This window comes from Pseudonocardia yunnanensis, from assembly GCF_039534065.1.
GTDB lineage: Bacteria > Actinomycetota > Actinomycetes > Mycobacteriales > Pseudonocardiaceae > Pseudonocardia > Pseudonocardia yunnanensis.
Map to the genome: position 1 here is coordinate 21,820 of NZ_BAAAUS010000058.1, position 13,834 is coordinate 35,653.

The 13,834-nt window shown below is 70.4% G+C and carries 11 protein-coding genes, 1 tRNA gene and 1 pseudogene; 10 read left to right on the plus strand and 3 right to left on the minus strand.

Going from position 1 to position 13,834, the window contains the following annotated elements; all coding sequences use genetic code 11:
• Nucleotides 1–31 precede the first annotated feature (31 nt).
• The 5 genes from ABD743_RS39165 to ABD743_RS39185 all read left to right on the plus strand — a co-directional run bounded on the left by ABD743_RS39165 (nt 32) and on the right by ABD743_RS39185 (nt 6,153).
• Complete coding sequence (locus tag ABD743_RS39165; protein WP_344728908.1) at nt 32–1,339, plus strand: cytochrome P450; 1,308 nt, start codon at nt 32–34, stop codon at nt 1,337–1,339.
• Nucleotides 1,340–1,553: 214 nt separating this feature from the next.
• On the plus strand, nt 1,554–1,751 hold the full coding sequence (locus ABD743_RS39170) for a hypothetical protein (protein ID WP_344728910.1): 198 nt from the start codon (nt 1,554–1,556) through the stop codon (nt 1,749–1,751).
• Nucleotides 1,748–3,112, plus strand: a complete 1,365-nt coding sequence (locus tag ABD743_RS39175) for an ABC transporter substrate-binding protein (RefSeq protein ID WP_344728912.1) — start codon at nt 1,748–1,750, stop codon at nt 3,110–3,112. The genes ABD743_RS39170 and ABD743_RS39175 overlap by 4 nt, the downstream gene beginning before the upstream one ends.
• 74 nt (nt 3,113–3,186) lie before the next feature.
• Nucleotides 3,187–5,577 (plus strand): sensor histidine kinase, encoded by a 2,391-nt coding sequence (locus tag ABD743_RS39180; RefSeq protein ID WP_344728914.1) that lies wholly within the window; start codon nt 3,187–3,189, stop codon nt 5,575–5,577.
• Between the two features lie 72 nt (nt 5,578–5,649).
• Nucleotides 5,650–6,153, plus strand: a complete 504-nt coding sequence (locus tag ABD743_RS39185) for a GyrI-like domain-containing protein (RefSeq protein WP_344728916.1) — start codon at nt 5,650–5,652, stop codon at nt 6,151–6,153.
• Nucleotides 6,154–6,220: 67 nt separating this feature from the next.
• Here the strand turns inward: ABD743_RS39185 and ABD743_RS39190 are convergent, their stop codons facing one another.
• A complete protein-coding gene (locus tag ABD743_RS39190; protein ID WP_344728918.1) occupies nt 6,221–6,736 on the minus strand; it encodes a pyridoxamine 5'-phosphate oxidase family protein in 516 nt (171 codons plus the stop codon).
• A gap of 309 nt (nt 6,737–7,045) precedes the next feature.
• Here ABD743_RS39190 and ABD743_RS39195 point away from each other — a divergent pair, with 309 nt between their 5' ends.
• Together ABD743_RS39195 and ABD743_RS39200 are read left to right on the plus strand one after the other, a co-directional pair.
• A complete protein-coding gene (locus ABD743_RS39195) occupies nt 7,046–7,990 on the plus strand; it encodes a helix-turn-helix domain-containing protein (protein WP_344728920.1) in 945 nt (314 codons plus the stop codon).
• Between the two features lie 35 nt (nt 7,991–8,025).
• Nucleotides 8,026–8,292: pseudogene (locus tag ABD743_RS39200) on the plus strand (hypothetical protein); the annotation flags it as partial.
• Here the strand turns inward: ABD743_RS39200 and ABD743_RS39205 are convergent.
• Nucleotides 8,261–8,334 (minus strand) — tRNA-Arg (locus ABD743_RS39205). The pseudogene ABD743_RS39200 and the gene ABD743_RS39205 overlap by 32 nt on opposite strands.
• Before the next feature lie 539 nt (nt 8,335–8,873).
• Here ABD743_RS39205 and ABD743_RS39210 point away from each other — a divergent pair.
• Nucleotides 8,874–9,545 (plus strand): GOLPH3/VPS74 family protein, encoded by a 672-nt coding sequence (locus tag ABD743_RS39210; protein WP_344728922.1) that lies wholly within the window; start codon nt 8,874–8,876, stop codon nt 9,543–9,545.
• Nucleotides 9,546–9,688: 143 nt separating this feature from the next.
• Nucleotides 9,689–10,483 (plus strand): PP2C family protein-serine/threonine phosphatase, encoded by a 795-nt coding sequence (locus tag ABD743_RS39215; protein WP_344728924.1) that lies wholly within the window; start codon nt 9,689–9,691, stop codon nt 10,481–10,483.
• 64 nt (nt 10,484–10,547) lie between these two features.
• Here ABD743_RS39215 and ABD743_RS39220 read toward each other — a convergent pair whose 3' ends face one another.
• The gene (locus ABD743_RS39220) at nt 10,548–11,357 is read right to left on the minus strand and encodes a class I SAM-dependent methyltransferase (protein ID WP_417716269.1); all 810 of its coding nucleotides are present in this window, start codon (nt 11,355–11,357) and stop codon (nt 10,548–10,550) included.
• Between ABD743_RS39220 and ABD743_RS39225 the strand changes: the two genes are divergently transcribed.
• Nucleotides 11,349–13,589, plus strand: a complete 2,241-nt coding sequence (locus tag ABD743_RS39225; protein WP_344728928.1) for a bifunctional copper resistance protein CopD/cytochrome c oxidase assembly protein — start codon at nt 11,349–11,351, stop codon at nt 13,587–13,589. The genes ABD743_RS39220 and ABD743_RS39225 overlap by 9 nt on opposite strands.
• Nucleotides 13,590–13,834: the final 245 nt, after the last annotated feature.

Genomic DNA, 13,834 nt, shown 5'->3' on the forward strand with positions numbered 1-13,834 from the left:
CCACGAGTGCCCGGACCAAGGAGGCGGCGCCATGGCAGACCCCAGCGTCTTCGCGCAGATCCTCGACTACTCCAACCGCGCCAACCCCTATCCGCTCTACGCGGAACTGCGCAAGACTCCCGTCGCCCGCCAGGAGAACGGCAGCTACGTGGTGAGCACCTACCGGGAGATCGAAGAGCTCTTGCACGATCCGCGGATGAGCTCGGACGTGCGCAACCTCGCCCACCCGGCGGCCGGCGTCCCCAGCCAGGAGTCGTCGCCGAGCTTCCTGCGACTCGACCCACCCGAACACGACCGGCTCCGGCGCCTGGCGATGCGCCATTTCGGCCCGCCCCACACACCGGGCCGGGTCGACGGCATGGTGCCCGATCTCCGTGGCATCGTCACCCGCCTGATCGACGGCTTCGCCGGCAGGAACGAGGTCGACGTCGTCGACGACTTCGCCTACCCGTTCCCGGTCACGGTGATCTGCGAGTTGCTCGGGGTGCCCCGTGAGGACGAACCGCGCTTCCACGTCTGGGTCGAAGCGGGCCTGGAGGCGCTCGACCCGAAAGCGGCGAGCCCCGAACAACAACAGAAGCACGCCCAGGCCAGCGCGGAGATGGGGCAGTACCTCACCGAGCTCATCGAGAGCCACCGCCGAAGCCCGGGCAGCGACCTGCTCTCCGCGATGGTCACCGACGACGGACCCGACGGGCGGATGTCCCAGGAGCAGCTGCTGAGCACAGCCTTTCTGCTGCTCGTGGCGGGGCACGAGACCACCGTCAACCTCATCACCAACGGCATGCTCACCCTGCTGCGCCATCCCGACGTGCTCGAGCGACTGCGCCGCGACCCCGACCTGCCCATCCGCTTGGTCGAGGAGCTACTGCGTTACGAGCCTCCCGTGCACTTCGTGCCGTGGCGCGCCGCGCTGGACGACATCGAGATCGCCGACACCACCATCCCGGCGGGCTCGCAGGTCATCCTGGTGCTCGCGTCCGGCAGCCGCGACCCTGAGCACGCACGCGAGCCCGACCGGTTCGATCCCGATCGGTTCGACCCGGACCGCTTCGGACTGGCTCGCGACGACGACCAGCACCTCGGCTTCGGCGGCGGCATCCACTACTGCTTCGGCGCGCCCCTCGCCCGGCTGGAGACCCAGATCGCGCTCCGCGAGCTCGCCTGCCGGCTCGAGCACCCACGTCTCGTCGCCGACCCCCCGCCGTACCGGCCCAACCCGGTCCTGCGAGGGCCTCTCCACCTTCCCGTCCGGTTCGATGGGATCGTCCCCGCGCAGCCGACCGCCACGACCGGCCGTCACGAACCGGAGGAGCAGCCCGTCGCGCAGGGCACCTGACGTACCGGGGTCGGCGCAGACCAGGCCCGAGCTGCGGTTCGTCGAGCCCGCCCCGGTCCTTTCGGTGGCGGCGCCGGTCGCCAGGCGGCTATCGTTGTCGACTCTGCCGGGAGCTGACGAGCAACCCGCAGTCGTACCTGCGGGCCCAGCGGCTGCTGCTGGTGCTGGACGACTTCGAGGATGTGGTAGACGCGGCACCGTTGCCGGAGCTGCGGTGGTCGCTTCCGACCTGGTGCTGCCGGTGACCAGCCGGACGGTGCCGCGGCTGCGCGGCGAGCATGAGCTCCGCGTTCTCCCGTTGCCGGTTTCGCCCGTCGGGGGCGGCCGGGACGCTGAGAAGCTGCGCGCCCGTGCGTCGGTGGACACCCCTTCCCGGGATCCTCGCGAGCACCCGGGAGGAGGAGAGGCATGAGAGGCACGGCGCGCCGTGGTCTGATCACAATCCTGTGCGCGATCGCCGGAACGGTGCTGACCGGCTGCCAGGGCGGTGGCGACGAGGATGCGCAGGCGAACTCCGGCGGCTCGATCGACGTGGCGATCGTCGCCAACCCTCAGACGCAGGACCTCGCGCGTCTCACTCCGTCGCTCTTCACGGCGCAGAGCCACATCGACGTGAACTACACGATCCTCGACGAGGGCACCTTGCGTGAGGTCGTCACGAGCGGTGAGCCGGACGGGGGCCGCCAGTACGACGTGGTGATGCTCGGCCCGTTCGAGGCCCCGCAGTTCGGCAGGGACGGGTACATCAGGGACCTCACCCCCATGGCCTCCTCGGACAGGGCCTTCGCCCTTGACGACATCATTCCGTCGGTACGGAATGCCCTTTCGTATCAGGGCAGACTGTATGCAGCGCCGTTCTACGGGGAGTCGTCCTTCCTGATGTACCGCAAGGACGTCCTCGCGGCCGCCGGCATCGAGATGCCGGCACATCCCACCTGGAGGCAGGTGGCCGAGATCGCGCGGACGATCGACACGCCCGAAAGGGCCGGCATCTGCCTGCGCGGCAAGCCGGGCTGGGGCGAGCTCGGGGGGTCGTTCGGCACCGTGCTGAACACGTTCGGTGGGACGTGGTGGTCCGCCAAGCCGGACGGCTCGGTGGACAAGGCGATGGTCGACCAGCCGGAGTTCCGCAATGCGCTCCAGTTCTACGTCGACCTCGTCAGGGACGCCGGCGAGCCCCGTGCTGCCACCGTGGCCTACAACCAGTGCCTCGAGCAGTACCTCGGCGGCAAGGTGGCGATGTGGTACGACGCGACCGTCGCCGCCGGCCTGCTCGAAGCCGACAACAGTGACGTGAAGGGAAAGAACGGCTACGCCTCCGCCCCGGTCGAGCGCACTCGCGCCTCGGGATGGCTCTGGTCGTGGGCGCTCGCCATTCCGGCGACGTCGAGCAAGGCGGACCTGGCCTGGAGGTACATCTCGTGGGCGGCCGGACCGCAGTACATCAAGGATGCCGGTCCTCGGATCGCCGGAGGTTGGGCCGCCATCCCTCCGGGCACGCGCCGATCGACCTACGAGATCCCTGAGTACCAGAAGGCGGCCCGCGCGTTCGCTTCCCCGACGCTGGCCGCCATCGAGTCGGCGCCGGTCGACGACCCGGGTACCACGAAGCGGCCGGGCCTGCCGGCAGCCGTCGCCTACGTCGGCATCCCCGAGTATCCGGACGTCGGCAACCAGTGCACCACGCAGTTCGCGGCCGTGATCGCCGGCAGGTCGTCGATCGAGGCCGCGCTCGCGAACTGCCAAGAGATCGCTTCCCGCGTGGGTCGGTAACCGTGCGGCCGCGACACATCGCAGTAGTGGCGTTGATTCTGGCGGCGACAGTTGCGGGCTTCATCGTCGCGCGCATGCACGCAGAGGGCGACGTCCGGCGCGAGGCCGAGCACAACGCCGAGGTCGCGGCGGCACAGATCCATGGGCGGATCGAGCAGGCGGCATCGCTCACCGAAAGCCTCCGCCGGTTCATGCTGGACGCCAGCGGCACCGGCGTCACAAGCGACCAGTTCGCCGGCAACGCGCTCAACTGGCTCAGCCCGGCCGGCTTCCCAGCCGCCGCATGGGTCGAGCCGGTTCCCGACACACAGCGAGCGGAGTACGAGCAGCGAATCGGCCAGCCGATCGTGACACCCGACGAGCAACACAGCGTCGTGCCCCCCGGATCGCGCTCGTCCTATCTGCCGGCGACGCTGGTGTCCGGCTTTCCTCCCCTGGCCCTGCCCGGCACGGATCTGAGCGGTGGACCGGACATGGCCGATATGGCCGCGGCGCTCGATCGCGCGACCCGCATCGATGGCGTCTCCGCGGCGCCTGTGTCCGGCCCCGACACGGGGACGAACAGCCTCCTCATGGTCGCGCCGGCACCGAATCTCGTCGGGGATTCTCTGCGCCCGGGGTACGTGGTGGTCTTCGTGCCGGATCAGACGCTGACTGCGGCGGCGAACAGGCCGGGGGTGCGGCTGGAGGTCGGCGGTCGTCTGCTCGTCGGCGAACCTCTCACCGGCGAGCAGACCGTCAGCACGTCATTCACCGAGGCAGGAAGGCGATTCGACGTCATCCTGCCGATGGGCTCGGTCCACGGCGCCGCGGAGACCTTGCCGTGGATCATCCTCGCCTGCGGTCTGGTTCTCGCCGGCTTCGCGACGGTTCTCGGGATCAACGCCGCGCGGCGAGCGAGGGCTCAGAACGAGCTGGACCGCATCTTCAATCTCTCGCCCGACATGATCGCGGTGGCCAACTTCGAGAGGCGCTTCACCCGGGTGAACCCGGCCGCGGAGCAGATCCTCGGCTACACGCAGGAGGAGTTGCTCCAGCGGTCGTACCTCGACTTCGTACATCCCGACGACCGCGAGTGGACAGCGAAGGCGTCGGCCGCGATCGGTGAGGGCAAGGCAACGCAGTCGTTCGAGAACCGCTACGTCCGCAAGGACGGCTCGGACCGGGTGCTCGAATGGACGGCGACTCCGGTCGTCGAAGAGGGCGTCGTGTACGCGGTGGCGCGCGACGTGACCGAGCGCCGCCACGCCGAGAACGAGCTCGAACGCCTCGCACGCGAGCAGGCAGCGCTGCGGCGCGTGGCCACGCTGGTCGCAGGCGGTGCCGGGCCGGAGGAGGTGTTCGCCGCGGTCGTCGCGGAGGTCGGCCGGCTGCTGGAGGTCGACATCGCGGTCCTGATCCGGTACGACCCGCAAGACACGATCACGGTCGTCGGCTTGTGGACCAGCACGGGTGCGACCGGGCCCACCGAGGTCGGCACCCGGTTGCCGTTCGGTGGGGAGAACATCCATACGCGCGTGTTCGACACGGGTCGCTCGGCGCGGATCGACGACTACAGCACCGCCTCGGGCGTAGTGGCCGACGCCGCTCGCGACTGGCAGCTCCGGGCGTCGGTGGGCGTGCCGATCTGGGTCGAGGGCCAGTTGTGGGGCGTCATCACCGTGGGATCCCGCGCCGGACCGCTGCCCGCCGGCACCGAGGCCAGGTTGACCTGGTTCACCGAGCTGGTCGCGACCGCGATCGCCAACGCCGAGGCGCAGGCCGCGCTGGCGGCCTCACGGGCGCGGATCGTCGCCGCGGGCGACGCCGCCCGCCGCCGGATGGAACGGGATCTGCACGACCGCGCCCAGCAACGGCTCGTCTCCCTCGCCCTGCGCGTGCGTGCGATGCAGGCGACACCTCCCGAGGCCGAGGAACTCAGCTCGCAGTTGGACGAGGTCGTTGCGGAGCTGAACGGTGCGGTCGACGAGCTGCGCGAGATCGCGAGTGGCCTGCACCCCGCCGTGCTCGCCGAGGGCGGGCTGCTCCCGGTGCTGAAGACGCTGGCCCGCCGCTCGACAGTCCCGGTCAACCTCGATGTCGAGGTCGATGGTCGGCTGCCCGAGCCGGTCGAGCTGGCCGCGTACTGCGTCGTTGCCGAGGCGCTGACCAACACCGTGAGGCACGCCGGCGCCTCCGGCGTCGATGTCACCGTGACGGCCGGTGAGGACGTGCTGCGGGTCGCCGTCCGCGACGACGGCCGCGGAGGCGCGGACCCCACCGCCGGCTCCGGCCTGGTCGGGCTCACGGACCGGGCTGAAGCGCTCGGTGGCCGGCTCTGGGTGAACAGCCCGCCCGGCGCAGGCACCACCATTCAAGTCGTGCTTCCACTGACCGCTTCCGGCAGGCCCGGGTTGCGGGCAGCAGGTCCCGGCCCTGCACGTCCGGCCGAACCCGACCGTCCCGACGAGGCACGGGAAAGTTGACAGCGGGCCCGGAAGGCCGAGATGAGTTCGACTGCACAGATGAGTTCGCCCGCCCCGATCGGTCTGCACGCTATGGAAACGAACGCCATCCAGACTCCGCACATCACCGAGCGAGCCGAGCAGCAGTACGCCTACGTCACCCGAACGGTCACCATGGACACCTTCTCCGAGGTGGTCGACCGCATCCCCGTGGTGATCGGCTGGCTGGCCGAACGCGGTCTCGCTCCCGCGGGCGCGCCGTTCCTGCGCTATCGAGTGATCGACATGGAACGCCGATTCGTCGTGGACGCGGGCGTACCGGTGGCCGACCCGGTCACCGGCGACGAGGTCGTGCAGGCCGACGTCTTGCCGGCTGGGCGATACGCGACGGTCACCCACCGCGGCCACCCGGACCAGCTCATCGAGGTAACCGCTTCGCTGCTCGCGTGGGCCGACGAGCACGGGCACCGCTGGGACATGACGCCGGCCGCCGACGGGGACCACTGGGGCGGCCGCTTGGAAACCTTCCACACGCACCCCGCGGAGGTGGCCATCGACGACTGGGTCACCGAGCTCGCATTCCGACTGGCCGAGTAGGCAGCCGACGTCCCTGCGTCGACGCCGCGGTCGGTGGACGCGAAACGCGACCCGGCAGTGTGGGCGCTCAGGAGAGGAGCCGGTCCGGGTCGGCGGCGTAGACGGTCATCCACGTTGGCCGGAGCTGGTAGTAGACGACGTCGGACCAGTCGAACGACCCTTCGCCGTAGAACGCGCGCAGGTACTCGTGGGTCGCCGGCCAGTCGGGGTGGCCGGGGCCGTCCACGGGGGTGAGATTCTCGACGACGCCGTGGACGAAGACGCCGAGCTCCTCCCCGCGCACGTGCGCGACGCTCGCGGCGGGCCGAGCCCGCAGATGCCGCGCCTTCGCCGCTCCCGGGCTGGTGCCGAACACCCAGCGGCCGTGCAGTAGGTGCCCGTCGACGGCACTGACGCGCGGCTCGCCCTGCGCGGTGACCGTGGAGAGCACGAGGACGCACATGCCGGTGAGCACGCGTACCAGCTGCTCGGCGGTCAGGCTTCGCTCGCCGGTGATGATCGACTGCAGGTGCGCTGTCGCGCGTCCGCGGGAGGTGTCGATGAGGGTTTGCAGGTCCCGGAGCTCCGGTTCGGTTTCGTACACACCGACAACGTGACACCTGAACCTGACAGGGCCTGTCCTCGAATCGCGTGGATCTTCCCCCGGAGTGGCCCGCTGCTGACCAGTGAACCGGAGTGGCCCGCTGCTGACCAGTGAAGTTGTGCCCCCGGCAGGACTCGAACCTGACCTCGAACCATCAACCCGCGGAACAAGATCCACTCCCCAGGTCGGCAGTGGTTGGTCTCGTCTGTGGCCCAGCCTCTGCTCGTCACGACAACAGCCGTCCAGGTAGCACTAAGAGCACCCGTAGCGCTCCCACCTGGGCGGATGGCCGGAGCTAGCCTCGGAGCCGTGCAGATCCTCGAGTACTCCGGTGAGGAGTTGGAAGACGTCGCCGATGGTTTCTTCATGCCGGTGATCGCTCGGGCGCGTCCCGACTATCGCGGGCGAGTGGCGTTCCAGGAGCTGGACGAGGCCCTGACTCTGACTCAGTGGCGGCATCAGGGGCAGATGTCGGTGGTCCGGACCGACCGGATGGCAGCGAAGTCGTCGGCGGACGACCTGATGCTCTTCTGCGTATACATGGCCGGCCAGGGCCGCATTCGTCAGCACGACCGCGTCGTCGAGCTGGCGCCCGGTACGGGAGTGCTCAACGAGACGCGGAGCCGCTACGAGCGGGTCATGTCGACCGGGGCCCGGTGCCTGTCCTTGCATTTCTCCCGGGAGCTGCTCCCGCTCCGCACAGCCGAGATCACCGACTGCTGTGCACGCAGCATGGACCCCGCTTCCCCGGCCATGCAGGTGCTCTCCAGCTACCTCAGTCGGCTGTTCGAGGTAGCCGACGGGCTCACCGTGCCGCAGCGGCGGGACGCCGGGCGGGCCGCGATCGATCTGCTCGCGATGGCGCTGCGTGACGTCACCCCCCCGGTACCGGGCGGACCCGGCTCCGCGGGCGTGTTGCTCGAGATGATGCGGACGCACGTTCGCGAACACCTGGTCGACCCGGAGCTGCGGGTCGAGGAACTGGCGCGCCGGCACCATGTGTCGGTCCGCCAGGCGTACACCCTGTTCGAACGGATCGGGACCACACCCGGTGCTTACCTTCGCGAGCAGCGGCTGCTCGCGGCCCGGACGATGCTGTCCGACCAGAGGCACGCCTGGCGCAGGATGTCGGATATCGCGGCTGCCGTCGGGTTCCTCGACCTCAGCACGTTCGAACGGGCGTTCCGGCGGCAGTACGGGACGACGCCGGCCGGATGGCGGCGTGAGCACCTTCGCTCCGAACTGCTCCCGTGACCGTGCTGCAGACGGCCTGATATCTACACCCGCACGCGTTCCGGCACCTCGTCGCGACCCGGATCGACGCTGCTGGCCTCAGCGCACGCGAGATCGCCGATTACCTGGGACACGAGCGAGTCTCGATGACGCAGGACGTGTACATGTCGCGCAAGACGACCGGCGTCAAATGCCGGAGCTGCACCAGACGTGTTCCGTCCCCAAAGCGCGGGGTCAACGTGGCGCCGATCTTGTTCGTCGGAGCGGCCACGCTGCTGACCAGTGGAGTTGTGCCCCCGGCAGGACTCGAACCTGCGACCTAGAGATTAGAAGGCTCTTGCTCTATCCAGCTGAGCTACGAGGGCCGGTGCAGTCCGGTACGAACCGCTGCCACGAGCCTAGCGGGGCGTTCCAGGCCGGTGCGTCACAGGTTGGCGAACAGATCACGATGCGGAGGCGTCCCCTCCCAGGTCGTGCCCGGTGCCCGTTCACGTCGCCGAACCGCCGATGTGCCGACGCCTGACCGGTGCGTCCCGATGCCGCCGACGACCGAACGACGAGACGATCAGCCGACATCCGGGTCGTGAGGGGTTCGCCGAGGCGGGGTTTCACGTGTACCGGTTCGGGTCGGTACCCGTGACGCTGCACATGCGGCTGCCCGGGCCTTGTGGCAACCCCACGATGTGGGCGACGAACATGTCGGCCACGGCTGCTGAGCGCGCGGCCCACGCCGTCGAGGTTCTCGGTGCGGGCCGGCCCGAGCGGGCGGGAGACGGTCGATCCCAGCCGGAGTCCGGGCGAGCATGCGTCGACGGGTGAATTCGCCGACGAGATCTCCGCTCGTGTGCTGGAGTTCGTGCGTCGGGTCGTCGCCCGAAGATCAGCCTGACGGAAGGAGCCACTGATGGCGCGCATCACCGAGGACCTCGTTCTCCTGCTCTTCGACCTCGAATCCGGCAGGGCCCTCGTCGACAGCACCTCGCTGGATCGCGCGATCGGTGGGGCCCTCCTGCTCGACCTGTCCATCCAGGATCGGCTCACCGCGGACGGGCAGGGCGCCCGCGCGCGGCTCTCCGTCACCGACGCCGCTCCCACCCGCGACCCACTCCTCGACGCCGCACTGACCAAGCTCGGCGACCGGCAACCGGTACGGGCCCAGAAGGCGGTGGAGCTGCTGGCACGCAAGACACGCGAGCCCGTGCTCGAGCGGCTGGTCGAACGTGGGCTGATGCGCCGCGAACGTGCCCGGCTGCTCGGGTTCCTCCCGGCCACGCGGTGGCCCGCGGTCGACACCGCGCCGGTCACGGCGTTGCGGAGCCGGGTTGCGGAGGTGCTGCTCGACGGCGCGGCCGCCGACCAGCACATCGCACTGCTGATCTCGCTGCTCCACGCGGTGAAGGCCGAGCACAAGGTGGTGGTCGGGCCCCGCCGGGAGCTGCGGGCCCGCGCGGAACAGGTGGCGCAAGGCGACTGGGCCGGACCGGCCGTGCGCAAGGCCGTGCAGGCAGTGCAGACGAGCGTTGCGGTGGCCGTCGCCGCTTCGACGGCGGCGGCGAGCTCATCCGGCGGCTCCTGAGCCACCCCCACGCCTGTCCAGGGGCATATTCTTGGGCCGCTCGTCGATCGTGGACGGTCCGCCACGTGCACTTCCGGTTATCCGGCGCACACGGGCGCGCCGCTGGACGATCAGCTCCGGCCCGCCGTGAGAGGGTGAGCGCCATGTCACCGACGCTGCGCTCCGCCGCAGGCTCCGACGTCGGGCGCCGGAGGTCGATGAACCAGGACTCGGCGGCCACCAGCTCACGGTTGCTCGCCGTGGCGGACGGCATGGGCGGCCACGCCCACGGCGAGGTGGCGAGCGCGGTCGCCGTCGCCGCGCTCCTCGACCTCGACGCCCGGCTGCGCGATGTGGATCTCGGCGGCGTCGACCTCCTGGCCGCGCTCGGCGAGGCCATCGCCGACGCCGCCGCCCGGCTCACCGAACTCAGCGAGCAGAACCCCGAACTCCGCGGCACCGGCACCACGGTCGTTGCATTCCTCGTCGACGGCGCGCGCATCGGCGTGGCCCACATCGGCGACTCTCGGGCCTACTTGCTACGCGACGGTGAACTGCACCGGCTCACCCGCGACCACACGCTCGTCCAGAGCCTCCTCGACGAGGGGCGAATCTCCCCGGAAGAGGCGGCGACGCACCCCCGCCGGTCCTGGCTGATCCGCACCCTGCAGGAGGGCACGCCTGCCGAGCCGGACCTCTTCTCGCTCGAGGGCCGAGTCGGAGACCGTTACCTGGTCTGCTCGGACGGAGTCACAGCGGTGCTCGACGACGAGCACATCGGCGAGGTCCTGGCCGGCTTCGCGGAACCTGCCGACGTCGTGGCCCAGCTGATCGCCCTCGCCAACGAGGGCGGTGGCCCGGACAACATCACCTGCGTCGTCGCCGACCTGGTCGAGGGGGTCCCGGAACCCGACGACGCCCCGGTGGTGGTGGGCGCAGCCCAGCACGACGAGACCTGACCGACCCTCAGCAAGTGGCTGGCGCGCGGATCCGGCGGTGATCATCAGTTCGGAACCGAGAGCGTCATCGTCGGGCGACGAGCCGCCGCAGGGGTATCGGGAGCGTCCGGCCAGGCGTCGCCCGGCGTGCCAGGCCCGCGGCCACACGCGCCCGGACCGCCTCCGGCAGATCCGGTGGCCACACGCCCGCCCGGGGGAGGTCTGCCACGAGGGCGTGCGCGGCGGCAGGGTCGGGAAGCGGAAGGGCGAACGGAACCCGGTCGTCGCTGAGCACGGCGAAGTCGGCCGCCGCGAGCAGCCAGCCTGCCTGGTCGAGCGCGGAGCGGTGCAGCCATCCGGAGCGGTGCACGGGGGAGAGCAGCGGGGCCAGCCGCAGCTCCGCAGCCGAGCGGGTCACGGCGGACGGCACGACCACCACCAGCGTCCCGCCGGGCCGGAGCACACGGCGGATCTCGGCGAACAGCCCGTCCAGATCCGGCAGACCCGGGAGGACGAGCATCAGAGCGATGCCGTCCACCGCCCCGGCACGCAGCGGGAGCGACCACGGCGCAGCACGAAGGACCGGCTTCCTGAGCGGGTTCCTCGCCGTGGGGTCGACACCCAGCCAGCGACCGGCGGGCAGTTCGTCGGCCAGCGGACCCGTGCCGCAGCACAGGTCGAGCACCAGTCCGGCCGTCAGGAGTGGCGCCGCCGCCCAGCGCACGGGCCCGTTCCCGTCCCGGCTGCCGGCCGCCCGGAGCACCCGCTCGGCGATGTCGTCGTCCCCGGGTCCCGCCCCGTCCGTCACGGACGAAGTGTGGCAGGGGCCGCTTCGGCCTCCCGACCGCTCGGGCGCAGCGGCTGATAACGGGCATAACCTGACGCCATGGCGCACGCGACAGTCGAGCCCGCCGCTACGCCACCACGGACCGGACCGCCGTCCGGAGTGGCTGCCCTCGTGTGGTTGGGCGCCGCTGTTGCCGTCGTGGTGGCCGCAGGCCTGACCGCTTTGACCAATGCGCGTCCAGCCGCGGCCCTCGGCCTCCCCGACCCGGGGGTGCTGACGAACCTGGCGCTGCCCGCCGTGCGCGCGGCAACCGAGGTGTGCATGGTCCTGACGATCGGGGCGCTGCTGCTCGCGGCGTTCCTCGTTGCGCCGCAGCGGGGTGGCTTCCTGGACGTCGGGGGGTACCGCGCGATGCGCGCGGGCTCGTGGAGCGCCGCAGGCTGGACGGCCGGCGCTCTCCTGATGGTGCCGCTGAGCGTGGCCGATGCGCTCGGACGCCCGGTGGGGGAGGTGCTCGATCCGGCACTGCTGGCCGATCTGGTGCCCCGGCTGTCCGACTCCTCGGCCTGGCTGCTGACGGCGATCGTCGCGATGCTCGTCCTCGTGGGCTGCCGAACCGTCCTGACCTGGGGCTGGACGGTCGTGCTGTTCGGCCTGGCCCTGTTCGGCCCGCTCCCGGTGGCGCTCACCGGTCACTCTGCCGGCGGCGGCGCCCACGACATCGCCAGTGACAGCCTGATGCTGCACGTCCTGGCCGCCTCTTTGTGGGTGGGCGGCCTCGTGGCGGTGATCGGGGTCGCCACGATGCGTGGCCCCGACCGCAACGCCGCCCTGGCCACAGCCGTCCCCCGGTTCTCCCGCGTCGCGCTCGTGTGTTGGCTGGTGGTCGCCATCACGGGGGTGGTGAACGCGCTCGTGCGGATCCCTCTCCCTGCATTGATCGGCTCCGAGTACGGGACTCTCGTGTTCGCGAAGACGGCAGCGCTCATCACGCTCGGCGGGCTGGGAGCGGCGCATCGACGGTCGTCGGTCGGTGCGGCGTCCCGAGGGGAGACGCGTGCTCTCCTGCGCCTCGGCGGCGTCGAGGTGCTGCTGATGCTCGCGACGATCGGCCTCGCGGTGGCGCTCGGACGCAGCGCGCCGCCGGACACCGGTGTCGTGCCGTCCCGCCTCGACGCGGTGATCGGGTACGACCTCGCCGGGCCGCCGACCGCCCTACGGCTGTTGTTCGACTGGCGGTTCGACATGGTCTTCGGCACCGCCGCGATCGTCACGGCCCTGATCTACCTCTTCGGCGTGCACAGGCTGCGGAGCAGGGGTGACACCTGGGCCGTCGGCCGCACGATCGCCTGGATGACGGGATGCGCAGCGCTCCTGCTCGCCACGAGCTCGGGGATCGGCCGGTACGCGCCCGCGATGTTCAGCGTCCATATGGGCCAGCACATGATCCTCGGGATGCTCGTCCCGATCCTGCTGGTCCTGGGCGCGCCGGTCACGCTCGCACTGCGGGCGCTGCCGCCCGCCGGACGGGGCCGCCCGCCAGGTCCACGGGAATGGTTGCTCGCCGCGGTGCACTCACCGGTCGCGCGCTTGCTCACGCACCCCGTGGTGGCCCTGGTGCTGTTCGTGGGGAGCTACTACGCCCTGTACTTCTCGGGGCTGTTCCCCGCCGCGTTGCCCGAGCACTGGGCGCACAAGCTGATGAACCTGCACTTCCTCCTGGTCGGGGCGATCTTCTTCTGGCCGATCGTGGGCGTTGACCCTGCGCCGCGTCGGCTTCCGCCCGCCGCCCGCATGGGCCTCGTCTTCGCGTCGGTGCCCTTCCACGCCTTCTTCGGCCTGGCCGTGATGAGCGCGAACACGCTTCTGGGCGGGGAGTACTACCGCAGCCTCGCCTTGCCCTGGGTGCCCGATCCGCTGCTGGATCAGCACTTGGGCGGCGGAATGGCGTGGGCAGCTGGAGAAGTGCCGCTGCTCCTCGTGGTGATGGCGCTGCTGATTCAGTGGTCGCGTCAGGACGAACGGTCGGCCAGACGCGATGATCGTCGGGCAGATGCCGACGGAGATGCAGAACTGACGGCATACAACGCCATGCTGCGCCGCCTGGCGACGGACGGAGCGCCACTCGTCGCGCAAAGCGACCAAAACGATTATGACCCGAGTCACACGGAAGATGCGTTTAGAAGTGGCTCGGCCGGGTCCGACGCTCGTCGGTCGACCTCGGACACCCTCCTTTCTGCAGGTCAAGGGCACGGCGAGGGTGCCGAGAAGGCGCCGGCAAAGGGAAGAAACGACCAACCGCTCGTCGAGCGTGAGGACCAAGGTCGGCACGGTGAGTGACGTCCTGCCACCCGTTTGCGCAGGTCAAGGCCCAAAAGGGGGGCCGATTTGACGTTGCCCGAAGTCCTCGCGTAACTTTCTCTTCGTCAGCGAGACACCGGACAGAACGAAGGCCCTAGCGGCCCCGGTCAACAGGGCTCACTGACCGCCCCCTCTACAGGGACCCCCCGGGAAATGTACGTATCCGGTGGGTGTACAGTGGAGGAATCAAGCCCCGGCTTACCGCTTTAGGGTGGTAGATGGTG

What these genes read in the sequence shown, in the direction of transcription:
- ABD743_RS39215 (WP_344728924.1), top strand. Translation starts at nt 9,689, where the DNA reads ATGTCACCGACGCTGCGCTCCGCCGCAGGCTCCGACGTCGGGCGCCGG.
- ABD743_RS39165 (WP_344728908.1), top strand. Translation starts at nt 32, where the DNA reads ATGGCAGACCCCAGCGTCTTCGCGCAGATCCTCGACTACTCCAACCGC.
- ABD743_RS39180 (WP_344728914.1), top strand. Translation starts at nt 3,187, where the DNA reads ATGCACGCAGAGGGCGACGTCCGGCGCGAGGCCGAGCACAACGCCGAG.
- ABD743_RS39175 (WP_344728912.1), top strand. Translation starts at nt 1,748, where the DNA reads ATGAGAGGCACGGCGCGCCGTGGTCTGATCACAATCCTGTGCGCGATC.
- ABD743_RS39185 (WP_344728916.1), top strand. Translation starts at nt 5,650, where the DNA reads ATGGAAACGAACGCCATCCAGACTCCGCACATCACCGAGCGAGCCGAG.
- ABD743_RS39225 (WP_344728928.1), top strand. Translation starts at nt 11,349, where the DNA reads ATGGCGCACGCGACAGTCGAGCCCGCCGCTACGCCACCACGGACCGGA.
- ABD743_RS39210 (WP_344728922.1), top strand. Translation starts at nt 8,874, where the DNA reads ATGGCGCGCATCACCGAGGACCTCGTTCTCCTGCTCTTCGACCTCGAA.